16 protein-coding genes are annotated in these 14,982 nt (G+C 62.2%); 5 read left to right on the plus strand and 11 right to left on the minus strand.

Annotation, left to right across the window (positions count from 1 at the left end; translation table 11 throughout):
- Positions 1–18: 18 nt before the first annotated feature.
- Positions 19–798, plus strand: coding sequence for an isocitrate lyase/phosphoenolpyruvate mutase family protein (locus tag HAV21_RS12345; protein ID WP_166841917.1), 780 nt, complete (start codon positions 19–21; stop codon positions 796–798).
- A gap of 37 nt (positions 799–835) precedes the next feature.
- Here the strand turns inward: HAV21_RS12345 and HAV21_RS12350 are convergent, their stop codons facing one another.
- Complete coding sequence (locus tag HAV21_RS12350) at positions 836–1,759, minus strand: LysR family transcriptional regulator (RefSeq protein WP_142937417.1); 924 nt, start codon at positions 1,757–1,759, stop codon at positions 836–838.
- A gap of 180 nt (positions 1,760–1,939) precedes the next feature.
- Between HAV21_RS12350 and HAV21_RS12355 the strand changes: the two genes are divergently transcribed.
- Positions 1,940–2,284 (plus strand): YgjV family protein, encoded by a 345-nt coding sequence (locus HAV21_RS12355; protein WP_166841918.1) that lies wholly within the window; start codon positions 1,940–1,942, stop codon positions 2,282–2,284.
- A gap of 36 nt (positions 2,285–2,320) precedes the next feature.
- Here the strand turns inward: HAV21_RS12355 and HAV21_RS12360 are convergent, their stop codons facing one another.
- Positions 2,321–2,521 (minus strand): hypothetical protein, encoded by a 201-nt coding sequence (locus HAV21_RS12360; protein WP_142937467.1) that lies wholly within the window; start codon positions 2,519–2,521, stop codon positions 2,321–2,323.
- Positions 2,522–2,656: 135 nt separating this feature from the next.
- Here HAV21_RS12360 and HAV21_RS12365 point away from each other — a divergent pair, with 135 nt between their 5' ends.
- A complete protein-coding gene (locus HAV21_RS12365) occupies positions 2,657–3,163 on the plus strand; it encodes a universal stress protein (RefSeq protein ID WP_142937415.1) in 507 nt (168 codons plus the stop codon).
- A 255-nt stretch (positions 3,164–3,418) separates the two neighbouring features.
- Here HAV21_RS12365 and HAV21_RS12370 read toward each other — a convergent pair whose 3' ends face one another.
- Positions 3,419–4,732, minus strand: coding sequence for an LssY C-terminal domain-containing protein (locus tag HAV21_RS12370; protein WP_166841919.1), 1,314 nt, complete (start codon positions 4,730–4,732; stop codon positions 3,419–3,421).
- A 56-nt stretch (positions 4,733–4,788) separates the two neighbouring features.
- Positions 4,789–5,778, minus strand: coding sequence for an NAD(P)-dependent oxidoreductase (locus HAV21_RS12375; protein WP_166841998.1), 990 nt, complete (start codon positions 5,776–5,778; stop codon positions 4,789–4,791).
- Positions 5,779–6,010: 232 nt separating this feature from the next.
- On the opposite strand from HAV21_RS12375, the gene treS reads away from it, so the two are divergent.
- Positions 6,011–8,305, plus strand: a complete 2,295-nt coding sequence (gene treS / locus HAV21_RS12380; protein ID WP_142937413.1) for a maltose alpha-D-glucosyltransferase — start codon at positions 6,011–6,013, stop codon at positions 8,303–8,305.
- A gap of 49 nt (positions 8,306–8,354) precedes the next feature.
- Here the strand turns inward: treS and HAV21_RS12385 are convergent, their stop codons facing one another.
- The 7 genes from HAV21_RS12385 to HAV21_RS12415 all read right to left on the minus strand — a co-directional run bounded on the left by HAV21_RS12385 (position 8,355) and on the right by HAV21_RS12415 (position 13,470).
- A complete protein-coding gene (locus tag HAV21_RS12385; protein WP_166841920.1) occupies positions 8,355–9,086 on the minus strand; it encodes a hypothetical protein in 732 nt (243 codons plus the stop codon).
- On the minus strand, positions 9,083–9,610 hold the full coding sequence (locus HAV21_RS12390; RefSeq protein ID WP_166841921.1) for an RNA polymerase sigma factor: 528 nt from the start codon (positions 9,608–9,610) through the stop codon (positions 9,083–9,085). Before HAV21_RS12390 ends, HAV21_RS12385 begins: the two co-directional genes overlap by 4 nt.
- A 119-nt stretch (positions 9,611–9,729) precedes the next feature.
- Positions 9,730–10,665 carry a polyphosphate kinase 2 gene (gene ppk2, locus HAV21_RS12395; RefSeq protein WP_166841922.1) on the minus strand — a complete coding sequence of 312 codons (936 nt, stop codon included), beginning with the start codon at positions 10,663–10,665 and terminating at the stop codon, positions 9,730–9,732.
- Between the two features lie 94 nt (positions 10,666–10,759).
- On the minus strand, positions 10,760–11,437 hold the full coding sequence (locus tag HAV21_RS12400; protein WP_166841923.1) for a hypothetical protein: 678 nt from the start codon (positions 11,435–11,437) through the stop codon (positions 10,760–10,762).
- Positions 11,434–11,886 (minus strand): hypothetical protein, encoded by a 453-nt coding sequence (locus tag HAV21_RS12405; RefSeq protein WP_166841924.1) that lies wholly within the window; start codon positions 11,884–11,886, stop codon positions 11,434–11,436. Before HAV21_RS12405 ends, HAV21_RS12400 begins: the two co-directional genes overlap by 4 nt.
- Before the next feature lie 53 nt (positions 11,887–11,939).
- Entirely contained in the window at positions 11,940–12,509 is a 570-nt protein-coding gene (locus tag HAV21_RS12410; protein WP_166841925.1) for a GNAT family N-acetyltransferase, read from the minus strand.
- 49 nt (positions 12,510–12,558) lie between these two features.
- On the minus strand, positions 12,559–13,470 hold the full coding sequence (locus HAV21_RS12415; RefSeq protein ID WP_166841926.1) for a MurR/RpiR family transcriptional regulator: 912 nt from the start codon (positions 13,468–13,470) through the stop codon (positions 12,559–12,561).
- A 175-nt stretch (positions 13,471–13,645) separates the two neighbouring features.
- On the opposite strand from HAV21_RS12415, the gene HAV21_RS12420 reads away from it, so the two are divergent.
- A complete protein-coding gene (locus tag HAV21_RS12420; RefSeq protein WP_166841927.1) occupies positions 13,646–14,944 on the plus strand; it encodes a DUF1343 domain-containing protein in 1,299 nt (432 codons plus the stop codon).
- Positions 14,945–14,982 lie beyond the last annotated feature (38 nt).

The following is a 14,982-nucleotide window of genomic DNA, read 5'->3' on the forward strand; positions in this document are numbered from 1 at the left end:
CGATGACGGAGAACAACAATGACTGAAGCAAATACCGCTGCACGTGCACTACAGCTCAAGGCCCTGCATGAGGCACCGGAAATCCTGAGCGTGGTCAATGTGTGGGATGCCATCAGTGCCCGCACTGTGGCAGACCTGCCTGAAACCAAGGCAATCGCAACCGCCGGGCATTCCATTGCTGCGGCCTTTGGTTACGCCGATGGAACCATGCCGTTGGACGTCGCGCTGGAAGGGGTCAAGCGAATTGTCGACGCCGTGGATCACCCGGTCACTGCTGACCTGGACGATGGCTACGAGAACCCTGCCGAGACCATTCGCAGGGCTATCGCGATCGGCGTGGTTGGCGCGAATGTAGAAGACCGTTTGCGGCCCTTCGACGAGGCCGTGGCCCGTGTTCAGGCGATCATTTCGGCCGCCGAGGACGAAGGCATTGCGTTCCAGCTGAACGCCCGCACCGATGCCATTGCCCGTGGCGGCGACCGGCCCATTAAGGACAGCATCGAGGACGCTATCGTCAGGGGACGGGCGTTCCTCGACGCTGGCGCATCGCTGGTTTTCGTGCCCGGAGCCATGACCCGTGAGGTCATCGAGCCGCTGGTTGAGGGCCTCGGGCACGGGAAGCTCTCCGTCATCGGTGCACCTGGCGCCCTTCCGGCAACTGAGCTCCAGGCGCTTGGTGTGGCCCGCGTGTCCTATGGTCCGTTCACCCAGCGGGTGGCCCTGCGTGCCCTCCGGGATCTTGCCTCTGATCTGTACGGCTCGGGCGTGGTCCCTACTGACACCCCGGCGCTGAACTAGTTGATCCTGCCGGTCCCGTCAGCGAAGGCGGGACCGGTCAGCTGCCCGATCGGGTATCGAACGCAGCCGCCGATTCCCGGAGCAGGCGGGCCACTGTGTCCACCGGCAGGCTCGCTGCCTTTCGCCGGTCGAAACGGCGCAGTGCGATGTGCCGGGTCCCTAAACCTGGAACATCCAGGATGTCCACGTGATCGTGGACCACGCCCGTCAGAGCCAGGGTAGGCACAATGGCCACCCCCTCACCGGCCGCTACAAGTGCCAGCGCGGTGAGTGTGTCGTGGTACTGGTGAACAGTGTCAATCCGGCTGCCCGTTGAGTGGCGGAGGCGTCCGAGCACTGCTGTGTTTGCTGCCGACGGTTCCACTCCCAGCCACGGCAAGGGCAGGCGACTGAGGTCTATGTTGTCCGTGCCAAGCAGGCTTCCTGCCGGCACCACGAGCTTCCAGGGCTCGTCCAGCAGGGGATCTTCGACCATCCCGGCGGCCATCGGACGCTGCTCTGCCGCCGTCGAATCCTGTTCAATCACTACGGCGTCGAGCTGCCGTTGACGTAGCAGCCGCATCAGCGCGGGGAAGCTGTCTTCAACAATCTGGATCTGTAGCTGGGGGTACTGGTTGCGCCATTCCGGAAGTCGCGGGATCACCACTGTGCGCATGAAGCTGGTGAAGCCGCCCACGCGCACCACTCCCGCAATGTTGACTTCGCTTTGCATGCGGGCGCGGGCAACGTTGAGGGCCCGTTCTATCTCTTCCCCTGCCTCCGCCATGGCCAGTCCCGCGGGGGTGAGCACTGAACCTTTGGGGGTCCGCAGGAGTAAGGCCTGACCCGCCTCGTGTTCGAGTTTGCTGAGCTGCTGCGACACTGCGGACGGTGTGATCCGCAGTTCATCGGCGGCAGCAAGAACGCCTCCGGTGCGGGCAACTGCGAGAAGTACCAGCAGCCTGCGGGGGTCCATTTCCATGTTAAGCACTCCTAAACATGGGATTCAGAATAATGCAATTGAACTAAAGGGGTAAGTCCCTCAATATTGACTCACAAGCACGATTCAGTCACGCAGCATCGACCCCCGAATCAAGCCCCCATCCCGGACCTTACGCCGCCTGCCGGCTCTCTCCGGATGCCCAAATCTGAAAGGACTCCCATGGAACTGCTGTTCGAAATTGCCGGTTGGGCCGGCGCTGTGGCAATGCTCGGCGGCTACATGGCGGTCTCCATGGGATGGCTGCAGGCGGGCAGCACTTTCCAAACCGTAAATCTCTTTGGTTCCTGCGCCTTCATCATCAACGGCACACTTCACGGAGCTTGGCCCTCAGTGGTGACCAACGTGGCGTGGTTCCTGATCTCAGCTGTTGCACTTCTGCGAATGAAGGCCAAGCACCGGGCCTCAGGTGCCACCGCTGACGCTCAGGAAAGTCACCCACTTGCCCCGGACACTGCCGCTCAGGTCATTGTCACGGCTGCTCGCCCGGCAGCCAGCTGCGCATAGCGGGTTCACCAGGAGTAGCGGGTTCACCAGGGCCAGTTAGTCCACAAACTCCGACTGTGTCTCGATGAAGTCCCAATCCGCAGTGGTCAGGACACCACTGACCTTGTCCGGATGGGGCCCTCCGGCTTCTGCAATGTGCTGCAGCACCTGGAGCGGAAGTTCATCGGCCCGCAGGTTTTCGCGCAGCCACTCTTTACTGTCCAGGTGCAGATCGAGCCACCACATGAAGATTTCCATCACGGACCGCCTTTCTTCGGATTAACCGTAGGCCGGGGCGGATGTCTCTACAAGGGCTCAGGGCTGACGTCTTTATCGCAGCCGGATCCGCCAAACACGCTGTTCAAGCACACGCCGCAGAGCAACAATAGGGGTATGGCTGCGGAAGGATTCAGCGGACGGATTCCCTTAGTTGTGGGCGTACTGCCGGACCAGCATGTGGAAGTACTACAAACTGCCAGGACCTTGGCCGAGCAACTGGGCGTGCCGCTGGTTTGCGCTTATGTGGATGAGGCCAGCTACCTCGTGGAGTGGGATCCTTCGCGTGAGACTCACCGGATGTCCCTTCACCCCGAAAAGGATGACGAGGACGTGGCGGTTATCCGGGATGATCTGGGTAAGGCCATCGCGGAAGCCATGGACGGCGGCACGGCAGATTGGACGTTGCGCTTGCTTGCCGGCGATCCTGCCCGGGCGCTGGGACGCCTGGCCTCTGACATAGATGCCTCAATGATCATTGTTGGCTCTCCTGAGCCTGGCTTGGGACACCGTATTTCCGAGGCTTTGAATGGCTCGGTGGCTGCTTGGCTGAGCCATCACCAGCGGCGTCCGGTGCTGATTGTGCCCCAAAAGAGGAGGCACGAAGCTGCTCATAAAAACTAAAGCGAAAGTACTTATTCGAGGTGGTGGCAAAGGCGTCGCGCGGCACGTAGAGTAATTACTGCAGGACGGCGAAAGCCCCTGCTCAAAGACCGCTCCGGAGTGCGTATCCCCCAATAACGCACTCCGGAGCTCTTTTGTTTAAGCGGCGCCATCTTTAGGCGGCGCCGCGTACCGCCACTACCCACTTTGAATCCGAAACCCCCGCGACACGCCCGTAGCGACGGCGAGTCGCCGGCGAGAAGCCACCAAGAAGGGTCAGGAAGGCACGCGACGGGTGACCACCGACGCCGGGACGGCCGGGACGCGCTGCCTCTTGGCATATACCCGGGCCCGTTGGCTGGACAACGCCAGGAGCACCAGGATGTCAGTGGCCACACCGAAAAGTCCGGCTTCGAGGGTGATGTTGGTGCTTCCGGTGAAGTAGTCAACGGCTTGGACCACCACGGAGACAGAACTGAGGCCCATCGCGATCACCCTTGCCCCGTTGCTGCCCAGGAAAATCCGCCAGGCAAGGAAAACTTCCCCCAGCCCGAAGATCAGCACCACCACGGCAACAAAGGTGACAACCGTCGTCGTGGTTTGCGGGTCAAGGGGGTCGCCGTCGGTGGTGATGTCCGAGAACACATCGGAAGAGGTCACCAGTGTCAGCGCCAGGATAAAGGCCGCGATGGACCTGGCCACCACCAACGCGGCGCCCACCATGGTGGGCGCCGGCCGTCTGTCGCGGCTGTCCGTGGGGCGGGATGGCTGGTGGGCCGGGACCTGCACGCGTCGCGCGTCCACGATGGGGAGGTCGCCGTCGGTGGAAATCGAATCCCCGCCTCCGTTCCTGGAGTGGTAGCCGGTGGAGAAGTCCTCAATCACCTGCACCGTGACGCGTGGATCAGCGGCGGTAACGCTGGTAATGATGTGGTCCCGCTCAACGTCGGTGTTCTGCTCGATCTTGTGCGTAATTTGCAGGGTGAAGAGTGAGAACCCGACGCTGCGGTCGTAGGTGCCGGCGGCCAGCCAGTCCACTTTGTGCCCGCCGGGCAGCAGCCAGCCTTCGGGGCATCGCCAGAAACGGACGTGGTGGCGTTTGCCTGGGTTGTTGTCCACTTCCTGCTGATAGGCGAAGTCCTGCTGCCGGTCGAAGAGGTAGAGCGGGCTGACCGGGGCTTCGGAGTAACTCCGGCGGAAGATGGTGGAGCTGATGATGCGGCGGCTGCTTTTGAGCGTCACTTGGTCCGCTTGAGTCCAGCCGGCCGCGCGCATGACGGCATGGAGTTGCGGCTCGTCGCCCAGCAACGCGACGTTTACGGGATCTCCCAGTAATCCGTCGCTGGTCCGGGCGCGGCCGATGAAGTAGCCGGGAACGTAGATGGTGGTGAGGATGCGGTGCAGGCGAGGGAGGAGGAGATACGCGAGGAACGCCCAAAAGAAGAAGTAGAACCACACCTGGCCCCACCCCAAATGGAAGCTCTCCCCCACCAGCAGGAACGCCAACCACACCGCAGCGGCGCCACCAAGGATGAAGAAGGCGTGATCCAGCCGGGAATCGGTCACATCCTTGGCCGCTGCCTTGTACATATAGCTCCCCCTTGTGGCCCCTTAAGCTTCGGGCTTCGAATGCAGCTTGTACAGGCTTACGTGAGCAACTTCGGCACGTGGAGTTGTCCGTTGCTGGTGAGCCATTGCAGGGACTCGCGAATGGCCTGCTCGGGCTCGTATCCGGGCGCGTACCCGATGAGGGAGGCGGCTTTGTGGATACTCATGCAGTGGTTGCGGGAAAGGTGGGCCCAGCTGGAATCGGCAAATTCGGGAGTGGTGATTCGTCGGAATTCTTCCCAGCTCACGGTCTCCATGTGCGGATCCTGCCCGAACCAGGACGCGGCGATGCGCACGTAGCCACGAACCGTCAGGGCTGTGGGAGCAACAATGGTGAAGTCTTCCCCGGCTGCAGCGTCGCGGTTGAGGATGGCTTTCTCAAAGGCCTGCGCCACGTCGTCGGCGTGCACGTGATGCATCAGCTCGGTACCGCTTCCGGGGACCTTGAGTGTCTGCCCGGAAGCAATCACGGGCCACACGCCTGGATCCAGGTTGCCCAGTGGCCCGATCGGGAACCACCCGGGTCCCACGATGTGGCCGGGGTGGATGGATGTTGTGGCCAGACCCCCTGAAGCGGTCTCCTCTTTGAGCATTCGGGCGATGTCGCGTTTCCGGATTCCGTAATCGTCAGTTGGTTCTGCGGCCGAGGGTTCGCCAGCCGAATCCGATCCTTCGGTGATGGGCAATTTCAAGCTGACACCGTGGCGCCAGATCGACCCGCAGTGCAGCAGATGCGCAGTCCCGCCGCGCAGCCGGTTCACCAGCGCAGTGGCTGACTCCAGCGTGAAGCAAATGAGGTCAACCACGACGTCGGCACCCAGTCCCGCTATCCGGTCACCAAAGACGCCCTCAAGTTCCTCGTGCTCGCGGTCCGCTGTAACCTGGCGGACCTGCTGCCATTCGGGGACGTCGGCATAGGGTGGTCGGCTTCCGCGGCTGATGTTGATGACCTCGTACCCGGCACGCACAAGCCTGGGCACCAGGAAGGACCCGATATGGCCGCTGCCGCCGATCACGACGATTTTCATGGGTGCTCCGATCTCCACGAGTCACGCTACTGGCTTGCGGGGGTAACCGATAGGCCCGCGCGCCCAAGGTCAACTCGGCACATAATAACGAGACTTACTTGTTCCTTGGTTAGACAAACGGCAGGCTCCCGCGACTAGCATGAATAGTCCGGGCAAGCCCGGGTACGTGACCTCTTGAACGACCCCCTCGGAAGGTCGGCGTTGACGCGGCGACCACGTAAAGGAGACAACTGTGCGGGAGCCTGCAGTCAGCGAGAGCGTGTCAGAAATCAGCGAAACTCCGGAAGAAAATGCGGAGGAGACGCCACAGGAAACGCCCGATGAAACCGCAAGCGAACCGGCGGAAATCACGTTTGACGAGCAGTTCTACCCTGCCCGTCCCAAAGCGCTGCGCCCCATTGCCCGGCGTCGGCAGTTCTTTGCCGCCCGGCCCTCCTTGGAATTCGACGGCTTGAACTCCACGTACGTGGATTGGCTCCGGAACCAGTCCATGCTGGGTGACGCCAACACCATGGCCCGGCAGTTGTCCGGGCAGGCCAGCATGTGGCAGAACTCGTATGCCAGGCCCAACCCACGCGCAGCTGTTGAGCGTGCACCTGTGTGGTTCACTGCCTATCCCCTGTCTTTCATAACCAAGGACGGCCAGTCCTTCCTTTCTGCGCTGGGTGACCCAGCGCTTTGGGACGCGTTCAGCCAGATCGGCATCAGGGGCCTGCACACAGGACCGGTGAAGCTGGCCGGCGGCATCCGCGGATGGTCGCAAACACCCAGCGTGGACGGCCACTTCGACCGGATCAGCATGGCGATCGATCCCGCCTTCGGCACGGAGGAAGAGTTCCGGCAGATGTGCGAGGTAGCCAACCAGCACGGCGGCACCGTCATTGACGACATCGTCCCGGGGCACACCGGCAAGGGAGCGGACTTCCGCCTCGCCGAAATGAACTTCCGGGATTACCCCGGCATCTATCACATGGTGGACATCCCGGAGGAGGACTGGCACTTGCTGCCGGACGTCCCCGAGGGCGAAGATTCGGTGAACATCAGCCCCGCGGCTGAGGAAGCGCTGCAAAAGGCCGGCTACATCATCGGGCGACTGCAGCGGGTTATCTTCTACGAGCCCGGCGTCAAGGAAACCAACTGGAGCGCCACCAAGCCCATCATCGACACCACGGGCAAGAAACGCCGCTGGGTTTATCTCCACTACTTCAAGGCCGGTCAGCCTTCCATTAACTGGCTGGACCCCACCTTCGCCGGCATGCGCCTGGTGGTTGGCGACGCCCTGCACTCCTTGCTGGACCTCGGGACCGGAGCGCTCCGGCTGGATGCCAACGGTTTCCTGGGTGTGGAGAAGAGCGCCGAGGAAGAACCGGGCTGGTCCGAGGGTCACCCGTTGTCCGAGGCAGCCAACCAGTTGATTGGTTCCATGATCCGCAAGGTGGGCGGGTTCTCCTTCCAAGAGCTCAACCTCACTATCGATGACATCAAGTCGCAGTCCGAGTCCGGCCCGGACCTGTCTTACGACTTCATCACCAGGCCCGCCTACCACTACGCCCTGGTCATCGGAGATACCGAGTTCCTGCGCCTCACCTTGCGGCTGTCCATGGAGATCGGCGTGGACCAGGCATCGCTGGTTCACGCCCTCCAGAACCACGATGAACTGACCTATGAGTTGCTCCACTTCGCTGCCGGGCACAGGGATGAAGTCTTTGAACTTGCCGGCGAGGAGCTCACCGGTGCCGAGGTGGCCGAGAAGGTCCAGACCACCATGCGTGAACGGCTCACGGGTGAGAACGGGCCCTACAACGCGGTCTTCACCACCAACGGCATCGCCTGCACCACCGTCAGCTTCATCATGGCCGCCCTCGGGATCAAGGACCCGGATGCCATCACCAAGGAGCAGGAAGCGCAGGTCCTGGATGCCCACGTGCTCTTGTCCATGTACAACGCGTTGCAGCCGGGTGTGTTCGCGCTCTCCGGTTGGGACCTCACGGGAATCACAGCGCTGGACCGCGAAACCGTCAAGGAACTCACCTCGCAGGGTGACACCCGGTGGATCAACCGTGGCGCGCACGACCTCATGGGGACCAGCCCGGACGCCAAGACCTCCCTTGCCGGTATGGCGCGTGCCCGGAGCCTGTACGGTTCCCTCCCTGAGCAGCTGAAGGACCCGAACTCCTATGCGCGGCGCCTCCAGCAGATCCTTACGGTGCGGGAAGAGTCGGGGATCGCCACCAGCACGCTCCTTGATGTGCCCGACGTTTCCAACCGCGGCTTGCTGGTGTTGGTCAATCAGCTCGCGGACGGGGCATTGCAGGTGACGGTGCTGAACTTCTCTGACCAGGACATCGCCGGCAGCATCCAGTCCCCGCACCTTGTTCCGGGAGCTACAGTCCATGATTTGTTCTCCGGTGAAGAAGAAGTGGCCCAGGTGGATGATCTGTGCAGCTTCTTCCTCGAGTTGCCCGCCTTCCAGGGCACGGCACTGCTGCTGAAGGACCCGGTAGTAGAGGATGAGGCTACCGAATAGAACGCACGACGTCGGCACTTACGGTGAGTGCCGACGTCGCGGTTTGGTGCTATCCGCCTACGTTGGGAACCTTTCCGGGGTAAGCACGTACCTCTTCCATATAGACGAGCGGGCGGCCGTCGGCGCACTCTCCCACGTCCTTGGAATTCACCTCCAGCCCCCCAAAGGAGATGACGTCGCCCGTGCTGAAGACTGTTCCGTCGGGCAACACCAACCCGGTGTCCGTGACCTTCGTGCCAGCCGGAAAGAGGAAGCCGTTGCCGATGCAACCTTTATTGTCCGCCTCAAGTTTCAGTATCCGGAGAACATCGGGGCGCATGTAAATACCCTCGGAAATCACACCGTCAATTTCGGTCGTGGAAACGGCCAACTTACCTGAGCCCCCCGTGACGATGTCGGCTTCCACCGTAGGGGTCGGGGAGCCCGTAATTTCGGGGAGCGGCAGCGCACTGGAGGAGCCTGTTTCCGGCGCGGGATCCAGCTGGGTAGCGGCTGGCGCCGTTTGTTCCGTGGGCGGGGCCGTCATTGCGGACGTCACCACTACCCCGGCAACAATGGCTGCAGCCGCCGCCAATCCGAATCCTGCTGCCAACCGTACCCGGCGTCCGGGATGCTGTTGATGGAAATCTGCAACCGACCCACCCACGGTGATGTGCTCGGCGTCAGTGTCCATGGCAGCCAGGCTCTTCTCACGGCTCCGGGCCAACTCTTCTTCGGTAACCGCGGAAGCTGGATCAGCTGCGGTCAGGCGATCCACGGTGGATTTTTCCTTGCTACTCATCGCTGCACATCCTCTGTGGCTTGATCCTCCCGAATCAGATTGCTGAGTTGCTTCCGTGCTCTGTGCAGCCGCATTCTGACGGCCGTGGCGGAAATGTCCAGCAGACCTGACACCTCGGCGGAGGTGAACCCGTCCCAGTACGTCAGGAGGAGAACCTCGCGTTCCTCCGGCTTGAGCCGATCCAGTGCGTCGGCCACCATTCCGTCGTCGGAGCCCAGCCCGCGCGCTCTCTGACGTTCCAGTTGTTGTGTGAGATTGATGGAGCGAACGGCCGAACGGTGATGGTTGCGGAGGACATTCCGGGCGATGCCGAACACCACCAACTCAGACAATTCCTGGCCCTGACGGGATTTTTCCCACACGATGCGGAAGACGTCGGCGGTAAGGTCCTCGGCTGCGGGCGCCCCCTCCGTTCGACGCCGGAAGTACCGGTACACCTTGTCGTGGCACGCCGCATGCGTCTCCAGAAAATGCTTCTGCCCGGCAGACTCCACGCGATCCCCCTGCTCCGTTTGCACCCTCATAACCAGTTAATGTCCGGCAGTCAGGAAAATGTAACCAACTTTCAGAAACGACACGGAAAGCCCGACGTCGGCACTCGCGGTGAGTGCCGACGTCGGGCTTGAGGGTTAATCGCTGCGGGTTAGTCGCCCACGGCGTCGCGACCGCGGCGAAGGATGAGCGGATCGGCGTCGTAGACAACCGAGGTGTCCTTGTCCGCGTAGTCGAACTGATTGAGGAAGTAGCGCATGGCGTTGATGCGGGCGCGTTTCTTGTCGTTGGATTTGATGGTGATCCATGGCGCGTGATCGGAGTCCGTGTACAGGAATGTACGCTCCTTGGCGTCCGTGTACTCGTCCCAGCGATCCAGCGATGCCAGGTCCATGGGAGAGAGCTTCCAACGGCGGACGGGGTCGATCTGGCGGATGGCGAAGCGGGTTCGCTGCTCCTGCCGGGTCACGGAGAACCAGAACTTGGTGACGTGGATGCCTGCGTCCACCAGCATCTTTTCGAACACCGGGGCCTGGCCCATGAAGGTGTCGTATTCGTCGTCGGTGCAGAAGCCCATGACGCGTTCCACGTTGGCGCGGTTGTACCAGGAGCGGTCGAACATGACGATCTCGCCTGCGGTGGGAAGGTGTTGGATGTAGCGCTGGAAGTACCACTGGCCTTGCTCGCGGTCGGAGGGCTTGGCGAGCGCCACGGTGCGGGCGGACCGTGGATCCAAGTGCTCGGTGAAGCGTTTGATGGTGCCGCCTTTACCGGCAGCGTCGCGTCCCTCGAAAACAATCACGTGCTTGAGCCCGAGGTCCTGACCCCAGTATTGGAACTTCAACAGCTCGATCTGCAGGCGGTACTTCTCGATCTCGTACTCATCGCGGGTCATTCGCTGCGGGTAGGGATAGTCCTCGTTCCACGTCTCTACCGCTGATCCACCGGGATCGATGAGGTCCGGGTCTTCACCTTGGCCTCCGCTGATGGTGTAGCCCAGTTCCACCAAGTGATCGATGGTTTCCCGCAGGTTGTCCCTGATCCACCAATCGTCCAGTGATGTGGATGGTGGGGTTGCCTCCGTCATGCGGTCCTCCTGGTCTGTAAGCCTGCCCGGCCTGCGGGTTGAGCGGCAGCGTAGCAAGGCTTGGTGACGGGAACATGAACAGGCTATGCAGCGGTCAGCCGTGGTTGCGGCGGGCCTCCACCTGCGTGAAGAGCAGCCAGCTTAGCCAGACGCCCAGAAGGATCGCCGCGCCGGGCAGCAAGTCCAATGGTGCGATTTCGCGCCCGGCGGGGAGAATACCGAACCCGAGCCCTACAGCGCCCGCCACAACCACCAAGCTGATGGCATCCGAAGCCACGTCAAGTGACCGGCGCCGTATCAGTTTGACCGCCAGCCCTCCGGCCATGATCACCACGATTGCCACACCCATTCCCAACGGGTAGGCGCTGAAGCCCGGCACGAAGTCCTGGGATGCGGCCCACACCATGAAGGTCAGCAGACCTGCGAAAAGTGCAAGTGAAGTGATGAGCGAGGCAGCGGTGGTCATCACCGTCATCCGCCGGTCCTTGTCATGGCGTTTCCGGGGAATGTAGTCCCAAGCGCCACGGGTCAGCTTGGAACTAATCCACCCCGCGATCACCACCAGGACCAGCGGGACCAGGATGGGCGTGACGTAGTTGTTGCTGACCGCCCAAAAGAAGGCCAGAAGTGCCGTGTAGACCTGCGGAGTGGCAACAATTCCCAGCCACCAGCCCGTCAGATATTCATTGCGGGCTTCGGGGAGGTCCAGGGGATGGACAAGGTACTGCGTTTTCGGGTCCGGTAGTTGGACCTTTTCTTCGATGGGATTCATGACGCCCTCCACGGGACCTGCTCGATGTATGGCGGGCGAAGACCCGCTCTGGCGATTTCGTAGACCTTCTGGCGCGCCACACCGAGCTCACCGGCTACGGTTACCGCGCTGTATTCGTCCAGGAGTTCGGCGACTGCTGCCGATCTGACTCCGGACGCCCTGGAGTTCAAATGCGCTGCGAAAATGCTGACTTCGGCTGCGAGGAGAGCGACGGCGAGAGGCCCGCCGAACGGCTCTGCCCAGCCCGGTTTGCCCTCGGCTGCAGCCGAATAGAGGGCATCCCCGCCATCAGCGATGACCGCGCTGACTTGTTCCGGGGTAATGCCGCGTTCTGTGAATCGTTTGGCCGCCGCCTCCCTGGAGCCATCACCAGGGGGTCGGTGAGTAAGGATCTTGTGCCATGGTGAATCCCGCGCAACGGGCGTGTCACCCCGGGGTTGACTGCTCATGCATCCCATGGTGCGCCGCACCAGGCCGAAGTGTCAACCCTAGGGTGACAAAACTAATCTGTCGGGGCTGCCCGGAGGGCGGCTGCCCTGTCGTCCGCCGCGAGAAGGTCAATCCAGTAGCGACGGAAAGCGGTCTCGTCATCGTCCATCCGCACATCCTCGAGCAGCCCACCGCAACGCTCGATCGTCTTGGCTGAGGCCGCGTTGTTGTCATCGCACGTTAGGAGAACGCGATCCAACTCCCCCCGCGCAGCCACAAGGCTGCACATCTCACGCAGAGCCCAGGAAGCCGCTCCCCGTCCACGATCGGACGGCCGGACTCCGTAGCCAATGTGCCCACCGGAGTTCAGGAGGGCCGGGGTCAGGTGATGACGGAATGCGATGGCACCCACATACCGCGAGCCCTCCGTGATCCAGCGATAGGTGCATGGAACCATGCCGTCCTTCTCCGGGGTGTTTTCAGCGTCCAGCAGCCTGGCAACCCATTCCTCGAATCCTTCGGGGGTGGTGACGTCGTCAGCCATGAAGACGGCGGCACCGTCCTGATGGGCCCCGGCCCACTCTTGGTGGGACTCGAGGAACGAGTGGTAAAAGGACGTATCAGGGGCAACCAGGGTGAACATGGACCGACCCTATCGCGGGCGCCCTTTCCCTGGTTGTCATATCGGGCCGCTAGGCCGACGGGTTCGCTCGCGGCAGCTTCCTGCCCCGCACAGCTGCGTGCGTCTTCTGGAGTGCAGCAATTGATGCGTCATAGGAGTGCTGGGCGACCCCCACGAAGAGGCAATCAACGATCATCATCTGCGCAATCCGGCTACCCATGGCCCCCGGGCGGAAAGGAGTCTCGCGGGCAGCCGTGCTCAGCACAACGTCGGCCGCCCTGCCCAGTGGCGAATCAGCATGGTTGGTGATGGCGATGGTGACGGCTCCCGCCGCCTTGCCTGCCTTCAAGAAATCGATGGTGTCCAGCGTGGCTCCCGAGTGGGAGATGGCGACAGCAACGCCGTCGGCATCCAGAAGGGCCACGGATGCCAAGGCGGCATGCGGATCCCCCCAGCTGAAGGAGGTGAGTCCTATCCGGTGCAATTTCTGCTGCATGTCCTGGCCCACCAAACCGCCTGCCCCCACGCCGAAGATGTCTACCTTCCGGGAACCGGACACTGCATTCACCGCCTTGGCCAGCTGGTCCACGTCCAACACTTGCGCGGTATCGGCGATGGACATTGTTTCGTTGAACGCAATTTTGGAGACGATGTCCTGCAAAGAGTCTGCGGTGTTGATGTCCTCATAGACCTCCGCAGGCACGCCGTGGGCCACACTCTCGCGAGCAGTTTCACGGGCAAGGTCCAAGCGAAGATCGGAGTAGCCGCCGTAGCCCACCTTTTTGTAGAAACGCACCACGGACGTAGTGGACGTCCCGCATTCCTCGGCCAGATCCCCGATGGACATGGTGGCCGCCCGCGATGGGTCCGAGAGGACCAGCTCGGCCACGGCCCGTTCCGAGGGGCGCAACGCCGGCAGGACAGAACGTATTCGCACCAAAACGGTGCGGGACAACTGCGCGTTCCCCGGCGCTTCCACCATGGTTTCCTCTCTAGTCCTTTGAGCCCAATCCAAGGCCACCAGTGCCTTGTCATTAAGTTACACAAGCATCACTCGGAAGGTAAGTCATTGACGCGGTGCGGGCAAGCGAATACGGTCGGTGTAAGGAAAATCACAAAACTTGTCATGCTACTCGCTCCCCTCGAAAGGCTCTTTCATGGCACTGGATCGTAGAAAACTGCTTCATGCATCGGGGCTGGCGGCAGCTGCCGCCGTCGTCGCACCTTTTGCTCCTGGTGCGGCCGCCAACAACCCCAACGCACAGAACCGGCCGGGAAAACCGGGAGTACTTGTCAACGGTGCCGATGTAGCCGCCGCCGATAACTGGAGCATCTTCGCGGGGCGCAAGGTAGGCATCATCACCAATCCCACCGGCGTCTTGGCAAACTTCCGCTCGATCGTGGATGACATGGCGGCCAAAGGCGTGGACGTCAGGGCAGTTTTCGGGCCCGAGCATGGCTTCCGGGGGACCGCGCAGGACGGCGCCAGCGAAGGAACATCCGTGGACCCGCGGACCGGCATCACGGTCTACGACTCCTACGGCGCCAACGTTGCCACTTATGTGGGCTTCTTCAAAGCCTCCGGCGTGGACACCATATGCTTCGACATTCAAGACGTCGGCGCCCGCTTTTACACCTACATCTGGACCATGTGGGGTGCCATGCAGGCGGCGTCCCAAACCGGAGCCGCGTTAGTTGTCCTGGACCGCCCCAACCCCATCGGCGGCCAGGCCCGCGGACCGGTGCTGCAGAAGGGGTTCGAGTCCGGCGTTGGCCAGCTGGGCATTGCGCTCCAGCATGGGATGACCGTGGGCGAGCTCGCCAAATACTTCAACGCGGTTCATCTTCCCGCCGCGGGCCTCACACCCATCCAAGACCTTCAGGTGGTGGAGGTCCAGGGATGGCGGCGCGACATGACCGGACCGGACAACCGGGCAGCGTGGATCCTGCCAAGCCCCAACATGCCCACACCCGAAACCGCCACCCTGTACCCCGGCACTGCACTGTTCGAGGCCACCAACATGTCAGAGGGGCGCGGCACAACCAGGCCCTTCGAACTCATCGGCGCGCCCTACGTGGACTACCGCTGGGCCGAGGCACTGAACAGCAAGGGTCTTGCGGGCGTCACGTTCCGTGAGGCGTATTTCCAGCCAACACTTTCCAAAAACCAAGGCGTCATCTGTGGGGGCGTGCAGGTTCACATCACCGATCCCACCCGCGTCGAAGCCCTGGAAGTGGGCACCCATATGTTGGTCGAAGCCAAGCGCCTGTACCCCGGCTTTGGGTGGCGAGGCGACGGCGGACGCTGGATGGGCTTGCTGAGCGGCTCGGCCCGCTTTGCCCAACAGCTCGACGCCGGTGCTGACGCCAGGACCATCATGGACAGCTGGCGGTCCGAACTGGACCAGTTCGTGCGCGACACCCGCGGGTACCTCCTCTACAACGGCAAGCGCTAATGGCACCGGCAAACCTCAACCACAACAAGGACGATGGG

The sequence above is a fragment of the Paenarthrobacter sp. MSM-2-10-13 genome, assembly GCF_011605365.1.
Lineage (GTDB): Bacteria > Actinomycetota > Actinomycetes > Actinomycetales > Micrococcaceae > Arthrobacter.